Origin of the sequence: Desulfobacula sp. (genome assembly GCF_030145145.1) — a bacterium.
In the GTDB taxonomy this organism is placed as follows: Bacteria; Desulfobacterota; Desulfobacteria; order Desulfobacterales; family Desulfobacteraceae; genus Desulfobacula.
Window position 1 is genome coordinate 20,764 of the sequence record NZ_JAQYWD010000052.1, and the last position, 9,815, is coordinate 30,578.

At 41.7% G+C, this 9,815-nt stretch carries 7 protein-coding genes and 1 rRNA gene; 7 read left to right on the plus strand and 1 reads right to left on the minus strand.

From position 1 onward, the window contains the following. Positions 1 to 363: 363 nt before the first annotated feature. From Q1Q15_RS22830 to Q1Q15_RS22860, 7 genes are all read left to right on the plus strand, one after another. Positions 364 to 1,761 (plus strand): sigma-54 dependent transcriptional regulator, encoded by a 1,398-nt coding sequence (locus tag Q1Q15_RS22830; protein ID WP_300464958.1) that lies wholly within the window; start codon positions 364 to 366, stop codon positions 1,759 to 1,761. Between the two features lie 268 nt (positions 1,762 to 2,029). After that, positions 2,030 to 2,413, plus strand: coding sequence for a hypothetical protein (locus tag Q1Q15_RS22835; RefSeq protein WP_300464959.1), 384 nt, complete (start codon positions 2,030 to 2,032; stop codon positions 2,411 to 2,413). 82 nt (positions 2,414 to 2,495) lie between these two features. Further along, positions 2,496 to 4,952 (plus strand): methyl-accepting chemotaxis protein, encoded by a 2,457-nt coding sequence (locus Q1Q15_RS22840; protein WP_300464960.1) that lies wholly within the window; start codon positions 2,496 to 2,498, stop codon positions 4,950 to 4,952. 164 nt (positions 4,953 to 5,116) lie between these two features. Continuing rightward, entirely contained in the window at positions 5,117 to 5,272 is a 156-nt protein-coding gene (locus Q1Q15_RS22845) for a hypothetical protein (RefSeq protein ID WP_300464961.1), read from the plus strand. 159 nt (positions 5,273 to 5,431) lie between these two features. Further along, positions 5,432 to 5,656 carry a hypothetical protein gene (locus Q1Q15_RS22850; protein WP_300464962.1) on the plus strand — a complete coding sequence of 75 codons (225 nt, stop codon included), beginning with the start codon at positions 5,432 to 5,434 and terminating at the stop codon, positions 5,654 to 5,656. Positions 5,657 to 5,843: 187 nt separating this feature from the next. After that, positions 5,844 to 6,326, plus strand: a complete 483-nt coding sequence (locus tag Q1Q15_RS22855) for a response regulator (RefSeq protein ID WP_300464963.1) — start codon at positions 5,844 to 5,846, stop codon at positions 6,324 to 6,326. Further along, positions 6,323 to 9,481 (plus strand): PAS domain S-box protein, encoded by a 3,159-nt coding sequence (locus Q1Q15_RS22860; protein WP_300464964.1) that lies wholly within the window; start codon positions 6,323 to 6,325, stop codon positions 9,479 to 9,481. The genes Q1Q15_RS22855 and Q1Q15_RS22860 overlap by 4 nt, the downstream gene beginning before the upstream one ends. Before the next feature lie 232 nt (positions 9,482 to 9,713). On the opposite strand, the gene rrf is transcribed toward Q1Q15_RS22860, so the two are convergent. Beyond that, a 5S ribosomal RNA gene (rrf, locus tag Q1Q15_RS22865) occupies positions 9,714 to 9,815 on the minus strand; the annotation flags it as partial.

Consider the following 9,815-nt stretch of genomic DNA (forward strand, 5'->3'; position numbering starts at 1 on the left):
CCTGAATACACAAAATATCTGACAAAGATTTAGACAGATCCCAAAACGCAAAAAGCCCTCATTATTGCAAGATTGTGGGAAGCGCTGGTGAGATGCTGCTTTTTGACTTTGCAATGGATCATAATCTATTGTACTATCGTTTTAATTGACTATAATACGAAAAGCACTCTGTTGTTTTTTATACTCGAAGAAGAGTTCAAATAGTATTGAAAAGTATAACGGAAATATTGATGTCAAAAGCAGCAAAGGAGACTGACCTGCTTTTACGATTATATTACCGGGAAAAGGAATACAAATTTTTCCTGATCAGTAATTTTTAAGATAGCTCCCTTTTATTAAAAATTTTAATGGTAAAATTATAAAATGCCAAAAATTTTAATCATTGATGATGACCCCAATATTTGCAGTGTTCTCAGTGAAAAATTTAAAAGAATGGATCAGGATACCCATTGGTCTTTGACCTTGAGTGACGGTCTAAATAGAATATTTTCAGATGAATTTGATATTGTATTCCTGGATATAAATCTTCCGGATGGAAATGGTCTTGAGGCCATTGATGCTATCAAAGATCATCCTTTTGCACCGGAAATAATTATCATGACCGGTGAGGGCGATCCAGAGGGGGCTGAAATTGCCATAAAATCAAAGGTATGGGATTATATTCAGAAAAGCGGATCCCATAAGCAAATTGAACTTTCCCTTATCCGGGCATTGGAATACAGACAGCAAAAACGAATTATTATTCAAGGGAAAAAAATTAAAAGAGAGGCTATTATTGGAGAAAGCCGGCAAATTAAACTCTGCCTTAGAAATATTTTAAAGGCCTCCAAAAATGAAGTCCCGATATTGATTACCGGCGAGACCGGTACCGGCAAAGAACTCTTTGCCAAAGCCCTTCATGAAAACAGTTTGCGGCACCAAAATAACTTCATTGTTGTGGACTGTACTTCATTGCCTGAACATCTTGTTGAAAGTATTCTTTTCGGTCATTCAAAAGGTGCATTTACCGGCGCTGATTCACATAAGGCAGGACTGATAACCATGGCGGATGGCGGCACCCTTTTCCTTGATGAAATTGGGGAACTTCCCCTGGTTATTCAAAAAAAATTTTTGCGGGCGTTCCAAGAGAAAAGATTCCGACCAGTGGGAAGTAAAATTGAAACTTCAAGCGATTTCAGACTTATTTCAGCCACCCATCGAAACTTAACGGAAATGGTGAAAAAAAATCAGTTCAGGGAAGATTTTTATTTTAGAATTGCCAGTATAAAAATTGAAACCCCGCCTTTGAGAAATCGTAAATCCGATATCCCTTTGCTGGTGACACACCATATGGAGAGGAAAAAGAAAATTTTTGACGAATTGCCCCATGAATTATCTCAAGAGTTTTTGGAGGATCTATATGGATATGACTGGCCCGGCAATGTAAGAGAATTGTTTAACGCGATAGATTATGCATGCAGTGATGCTTTTCAGGAGTCCATACTGTTCTCAAAACACCTTCCGGATAATATTCGCGTATTTAATATTAAAAACAAAATTGAAAACCATAATGGGGCTGCCTCAGACTATCCCACCCTGGAAAAGAGCGCGCCGGTTGATAAGTTCAGCTTCAAAGAGTATATTGAAAAAATGAAACAGACGTATCTATCAGATCTCATATCCCATACCCAGGGGGATATAAAGACTGCCTGCCGTTTATCAGGTCTTTCTAGAGGACATCTTTATGCCCTTTTAAAAAAACATAATATCTCCAGCCCATAAACTGTCATATTTTTCTGACTGTCATATTTTCCTGACAAAAACTTCGAATCCCTTTATTTACAAGGATATCCTTATAAAACGAAATAAGACACTATACTTTATTATTTATAGTTGTCCTATTTTTCTGACAAAATCATAAGATAAAATATTTTTTAACTATCTGAAATAATTATATTTTTATTTTCTCCTCCCTGGCATGCAACTTGTAATATCCAACACTATAAAGAATTTAAAACAAATTCTTCAATTATTGTAAAAGGAAAAATTGATGAACTTTATACTCTTCATCCATCAAGATTCTCTAAAAAAAGGGATCACCCTCAAAAATATCATTGATAAAAATTTTTATGGAACCGAACTTCAAACGCTTCATACGTTTAACTCGTTCAAGGAACGGCTGAAAAAAAGCATGGGTCCCAGTGAAAATGAAATATTCATATTGCTTGCCGAGTCCCGAAGCAGATTAAATGAATTCGCTTCGCTGATTGGTTTGCTGGAAGGAAAACGGACGATATTAATCCTGCCGGATGAGTCAAAAGCAACTCTTTCCAGGGCATCAGAGTTTTTTCCAAGGTTTTTTACCCCCATGGGAGACACGTATAATGATCTTTGTGACGTTTTAAACAAGATGTCCAATCAAAAACAAATATAAACAGATTAAGCCCCTATTAAGAGACTGAAATAATAAATTGATAAAACCATAATGATGGACACTAAACTTTAAGGAGAAAAGGATGAACTGGAAAAACATGACCATAGGTAAAAAAATAGGCACAGGATTTGGGGTTATCATTATTTTCCTGATCGTAATGGGGGTCATCAGCTTCACAGACGTCGGAGGCATTGTCAAAAACGCAGAAGAAGTCATTGACGGCAATAAACTTGATGGCAACCTTGCCCAAAAAGAAGTAGATCATTTAAATTGGGCAAACCGAATAAATGCATTATTAACAGACGAAAAAGTTACATCGCTTGATGTCCAGACAGATGACCATAAATGTGGGTTTGGTAAATGGCTCTATGGTGATGGCCGAAAGCATGCAGAAGGTTTAGTCCCATCCCTTACACCTCTTTTAAAGGAAATAGAAACTCCTCATCATGAACTGCATCAATCTGCTGTTGAAATCAAAACTGTATTCAAACAACCCCATATGGAACTGGCTTTAACGCTTTCCAATAGGCTGACCGACCATGTCCACTGGGTGGGTACTTTAGGAAAAGCCTTGGCATCAGAAGCCGGTGGACTTTATTCCTACCAGACTCAGTTAAAAAATTCTGTGGATCAGGCCATTTCAGCGATTGGAACCATACATGAAACAAAACAATTTTCCAGCTTGGAGGAGATTAAAGCTGCGGCAGCCATCAATATAGGCAGGCTGCGCTATGGGGATGGCCGAAAAGATTATCTCTTTATTTTGGATGAGAGCACTAAAATGGTCATGCATCCAATAAAACCAGAATTAAACAGTAAAGACATGAGTGAAAGCAAAGATCCTAAAGGTAAACGCGTATTCGCTGAAATGGTTCGGATCAGCAAAGAAAACGGAAAAGGCTTTTTGACCTATGATTGGCCTCTGACAGGAAGCAGCGAAATTGCCCCAAAAATTTCATATGTCAAAGTCTATAAACCCTTTGGCTGGATTATTGGCACCAGTGTATATATTGATCACACGAATCATACCCTTATTAAACGGGCTCATGAATTTGTTGAAGGCAAACTTTTCACAACAGGCGTTCAGACTGATCCCACTAAATGTGCATTTGGCAAATTTTTAAATGATCCGAAAACAAATAAAATGGCTGCAGAATTCCCCGAATTGAAAGCTGCCCTTGACGCCATAGGTGATCCTCATAAAAAACTTCATGAGACGGCAGTTCACATTAAAGAGAAAGTCAATCATCTCAAGATGCATGAGGCCATTCATATATTTAACGAAGAAACTCAGGCTGCGCTTGATGAAGTCAAAAAACACTTTAACAGTGCCATTGCTGCTGAAAAAAATCTTCAGCAGGGCATGGATGATGCGAATCGTATATATGCGGAAAAAACTCTTCCAAGCTTACAAAATGTTCAGACATTATTAGGAAAAATACGTAATACTGCGCGGGAAAATATTATGACCGATCAAGTGATGCTGAATGCTGCCCAGAGCACCAAAAGAAAGGTGGCTATTGTTGCAGGGATTGCGATCCTTGCCGGTCTGCTTCTGGCGTTCATCATTGCCAGGGGGATCGTGTCCGTATTAAAAAATATCACCGTTGGCATGGGAGAAGGTGCCAACCAGGTTGCGGCTGCTTCGGGCCAAGTGTCCTCCTCCAGCCAGTCCATGGCTGAGGGTGCCTCTGAACAGGCAGCTTCCATAGAAGAGACATCCTCCTCCATGGAAGAGATGTCTTCCATGACTAAGCGAAACGCAGAAAATGCCACCCAGGCTGATACCCTGATGAAGGAAGCCAATCATGTCGTCAAAACCGCTGATGAATCAATGGATCAACTCATCGTTTCCATGCAGGAAATTTCAAAGGCCAGCGAAGAAACCTCTAAAATTATTAAAACCATTGATGAGATCGCTTTTCAGACCAATCTTCTGGCGTTGAATGCTGCGGTTGAAGCGGCACGGGCCGGTGAAGCCGGTGCCGGGTTTGCCGTGGTGGCCGATGAGGTCAGAAATCTTGCCATGAGAGCTGCGGATGCGGCAAAAAGCACGGCCGAGCTCATTGAAGGAACGGTTAAAAAAGTCAACGACGGGTCCCAACTGGTAACAACCACCAACGATGCCTTCACCCAGGTGGCGGAAAGCTCCGGAAAGGTCGGAAGCCTGATTGCAGAAATTTCCGAGGCATCCAAAGAACAGTCCGATGGAATTGAACAGGTTAATATCGCCATTACCGAGATGGATAAAGTGGTCCAGCAGAATGCAGCCAATGCAGAAGAGTCTGCCTCGGCATCTGAAGAAATGAATGCCCAGGCAGAACAGCTCAGGGACTATGTGGGAGATCTGATGATGATGATTACCGGCAAAAGAGACCAGAATAGCGTTAACGGAAAAAAGATTGTTGCACAAAAAGTGTCTCACAGATTATCAGTCTCAGGGCCAGGAAAGAAAAAAATGCTGTCCCGTGATACAAAAGAAATCCGGCCGGACCAGGTTATTCCCTTTGACGATGATGAAAATTTTGAGAATTTTTAAAGGGAGGTAAAATAAAATGACAAAATCTACTGAAACATTGGACAAGGCAATCAAGGCAACAACCATCTGAAAAAGAATCTGAGCCGGTTCTGGATACGGATGGGCCTGAACCAGATAGCCCGGCTGTTTCATGGTTTGAGCCGGTCCTAGAAAAATTCTCCGATTTGATCGGCGGGTTCTGCCCGGGGGAGATCCCGGATCTAGGTGCCCTGCTCAACAGCCTTGACGAACTCATTGATATGTCCACGGGAAAAGAGTTTGTCGCATTCCATGATGTCTGTATTGCCTGCAAGGGATACATGGAAGACATACATCTATAGCACCAAACCCTTAGAAGATGATGATATGGAAATCTTCATCGATTTTGTGTCTGAAGCACTGGAAAACCTGGATACAATTGAAGTCAACCTGATTGATCTGGAGCAGGACCCGTCAAATACAGATATTATCAAGGAAAAGGCACGAAATTCACCATCAGTTTGCCTCTTACCCTGGCCATTATTGACGGCATGCTGGTGGGGGTGGATGATGAAAAATATGTGATTCCCACTACTGCTATTCTAAAAGCATTTAAACCCTCCAAACAAGATTGCTTCACTGTTGAGGGAAAAGGTGAAATGGTCAAGGACAGGGGCAGCTTGATTCCCGTCATCCGCTTGAATGAAATCTATAAAAGCCTTCAATGCCGGTTAATTCGGGCTTAAACATCCGGCAGAATCCATAGCAGATGATGTCTCCATGATTGTTGCCGACTTTGGCATGAACATGCCGGAGGTTGAAGATTTATTAAATATAGTTTAACATTAAATAACAGGAAAAAAACAATGCCCTATTCAATACTGATCGTAGATGATTCATTAAGTCTGGATTGAAACAGCAGGAGACTTGAACGTGCCCCCTGAAATAAAAACGGACATAAAAGTGTTGGTGGTTGATGACCGCAAGATCAAAGCTGATCCCGAAACAAGGAACATTCCGGTTATATTCCTCAGCGCCATGGGAGACGTCGATTTAAAAGTAAAGGCCCTGGAAGCGGGCGGGACAGACTATGTAACCAAACCCGCCGGGCCTTCCGAAATTTTGGCGAGAGTTAACACACACCTTAACATGTATCGGTTGCAGCAAAGGTTGAAAACTCAGACCGAAAAACTGGTTGCTGAAATTAAGGAACGAAAGCAGGCGAAAAAAGAAAAAGCCCGAATAGAAGGTCAATACCATCAGGCCCATAAAATGGAAGCCCTGGGTCAACTTGCCGCAGGCTTGGCCCATGAGTTCAATAACCCTCTCGCCTTTATCCGCAGCAATCTGGATGCCCTCAGCGGGTATACAAAAAATATGGAACCCAATACTCTTTTAAAGGACGGCCCCGTATGACCCGACAAAGAAGCTTGACCAAAATATTGTGGATGACCCTGACGCCGCTTTATTTTATACTTGTCGCCATAATCTTTTACCTGTGGATCGGAGCAGAATTAAGGCATGAAAAATTCCAAAGAGATGATATCCGCAATATTTATATCTCTTCCCAAAAAGAGATCATACAAACAAGAGTGGAACACTTTGTTGATTACATCCGGTACGAGAAATTCCTTGCCCAAAAAAAGATGAAACCGGGACTTAACTCCAGCATGGATAAGGCCTTTCAGGATGAAACATTAAAACAAGCGATTATAGATCATCTTGAACAGATAAAGCATGGGAAAAACGGGTATATTTTTGCCGCCACCTGGGACGGTGTAAGCCTGTCCGGCCCGTTCAAAGGGGAAAATATACTGCACCTGACCGACCCCAATGGGGTCAGAATTGTTGAAGAACTTATTGGCGCGGCAAAGTCCGGCGGCGGATTTGTTGACTATGTGGCGCCTAGGTTTAAAGGGCAGCCGCCAGCACCCAAGTTAAGTTATGTAAAACCCTTGCCGGAATGGAAGTGGTATGTCGGCACTGGTGTGTATATTGATTCCATGGATTCCGTTATCCTGGAGAAAAAAAAAGAATTTCAAAAAAGCGTTCGAGATCTGCTGATTAAAACCATGGTGGTCCTCTGCTCGTTTTTCTTTCTTTCTTTTTTACTGGTCTGGTTTGTTTCAAGAAAAATCAAAAAAAATCTGGATGTATTTGCGGCTTTTTTTAAACGGTCAGCAGAAGAAACCTTTTTCATTGATGAAAATCAGGTGTATTTTGCTGAATTTCAGCCTTTGGTAGTTTCAGCGAACCAGATGTCCAGGGAACGGGGAAAAGCGGAAAAAGCGCTGCGGGAAAGTGAAGAACGATTCAGAAAACTCTCAAATCTTACGTTTGAAGGGATAGTGATTCACCGTGAAGGGGTGGCCGTTGATGCAAACGAATCGTTTACAAGAATGTTTGGTGTCACAAAAAAAGAACTACTAGACAAAAATATTATCGAGATGTTTATCCCCCATGAATATCGTGCCGTGGTAAAAGAGAACCTTGCCAAGGAGAGGGCAACACCATATGTGGTCATGGCAAAAAGAAAAGATGGCCGGCTTTTTCCAATGGAGATTGAATCAAAAAACATAAAAACCGGACCAGACACCTATCGGGTTACAGCCGTTCGGGATATTATGAAACGCAAGCAGGCTGAAGATGCATTGAAACAGAGCGAGGAAGAACTGAAAAGTATATTCAGAGCAGCACCAACCGGAATCGGCCTGGTCCGTAACAGGGTTATTTCCCAGGTAAATGATCGGTTTTGTGAAATCATTGGATACTCAAGAGATTCGTTGATTGGGCAGAGTTCCCGGATGCTTTATTCGTCAGATGAAGAGTTCGAATATGTGGGCAAAGAAAAATATGCACAGATTAGCAAAAAAGGGACAGGAACAGTTGAAACGAGAATGCAAACAAAGGATGGAAAAATAATTGATGTGCTGTTGAGTTCCGCGCCAATTGATTTAAATGATGTATCAAAAGGGGTGACGTTTACGGCGCTGGACATCACTGATCATAAGACAAAAGAGCTGGAATTATTGGAAAGCGAGAAAAAATACCGATCCATGATGGAAACCATGGAAGATTCAGCATATATTTGCTCGTCAGATTATACAATCGAATACATGAATCCTGCCATGATCAAACGGATCGGCAGTGATGCCACAGGAGAGCTTTGTCACAAAGCCATTCATGGACTGGATGAAAAATGTCCCTGGTGTATTTATGAAAAAATTAAAGATACCGAGTCTATGAATTATGAAATCGCCAGTCCGAAAAACAATAAAACTTACCATATTTCTAATTCAGCCATCTATCACATGGATGGATCATATTCAAAGTTATCAATTTTTCGGGATATTACGGAACTAAAGAAAATGGAGGCCCGCATGCAGCAATCCCAGAAAATGGAAGCCATTGGAACATTGGCCGGCGGCATTGCCCATGATTTCAACAATATTCTTTTCCCCATTGTGGGTCACGCCGAGATGCTGTTAGAGGATATCCCCGAAGACAGCCCCTTTCGAAACAATCTGCAAGGAATTTATTCCAGTGCCCTGAGGGCCGGAGACCTGGTAAAACAAATTCTGACCTTCTCCCGCCAGGATACGAATGAATTAAAACTGATGAAGATGCAACCCATTATCAAGGAGGCATTAAAACTGATCCGGTCTTCAATCCCCACAACAATTGACATCAAGCAGGATATTCAGGCTGACTGTGGTGTGATCAAGGCCGATCCCACCCAGATTCATCAGATAGTGATGAATCTGGCCACAAATGCCTACCATGCCATGGAGGGAAAAGGCGGAAACCTGATCGTGACCCTGAAGGAAATCCAATTAGACATGTATGAGGTCACCACTCCTGATTTGACACAAGGGACATATGCCTGCCTAACCGTCTCAGATACGGGAATGGGCATGGACAAACAGTTAATCAAAAAAATCTTTGACCCGTTTTTTACCACCAAGGAAAAAGGCAAAGGAACCGGCATGGGGCTTTCTGTGGTGCATGGCATTGTTAATGGAATGGGAGGCGCTGTTCGGGTATACAGCGAGCCCGGTACCGGGACAGAATTTTATGTTTATTTACCAGTAGAAAAAAATTCTTTTGAAAATCCGGTGATTCAGACAAAAGACTCCATCCCGGGCGGGACGGAAACCATCCTTCTTGTGGATGATGAAGACACCATCCTTATAATGGAAAAACAGGTGCTGGAGCGTCTGGGATATCAGGTTATTTCCCGTACCAGCAGCCTTGAAGCCCTTGAAGCGTTCCGGGGGAATCCCAATAAATTTGACCTGGTCATCACTGATATGGCAATGCCCAATATGTCCGGAGACAGGCTGGGCCACGAACTGATCAGGATACGTCCTGATATTCCCATATTACTTTGTACCGGGTTCAGTGAAAAAATGTCTGAAGAAAAAGTGGAATCCATGGGTATTAAAGGATTTTTATTAAAGCCGATTGTCATGAAGGATCTTGCTGGAAAAATTCGAAAAATTTTGGATGGGAATGACAATAAGATAAAAAAGGGGGTATCTGAAATCCATTCAAGGTCATCCGGCCAATAGGGGAATTAACATCTGTTGTACGCAATATAGCAAAAAAAGAAACAACAGTTGAAGTACCACTTTTACAAGAAAAAAATGAGATTGGAGAAAAGTACCCAAGATTAACCCTGTAATTCCTCACCTCATACTGGCGTATATGGTACCTACTGTTACAATCCTTAATCCCCCCGAAAAGCCAAAATGCAAAAAGCCCTGATCATTACAATAATGATCAGGGCTTTTTGAAGAATTAATCTGGCGGCGTTCTACTCTCCCACACAGTCTCCCATGCAGTACCATCGACGCTAAAGAGCTTAACTTCCGTGTTCGAGATGGGTACGGGTGTGACCTCTAT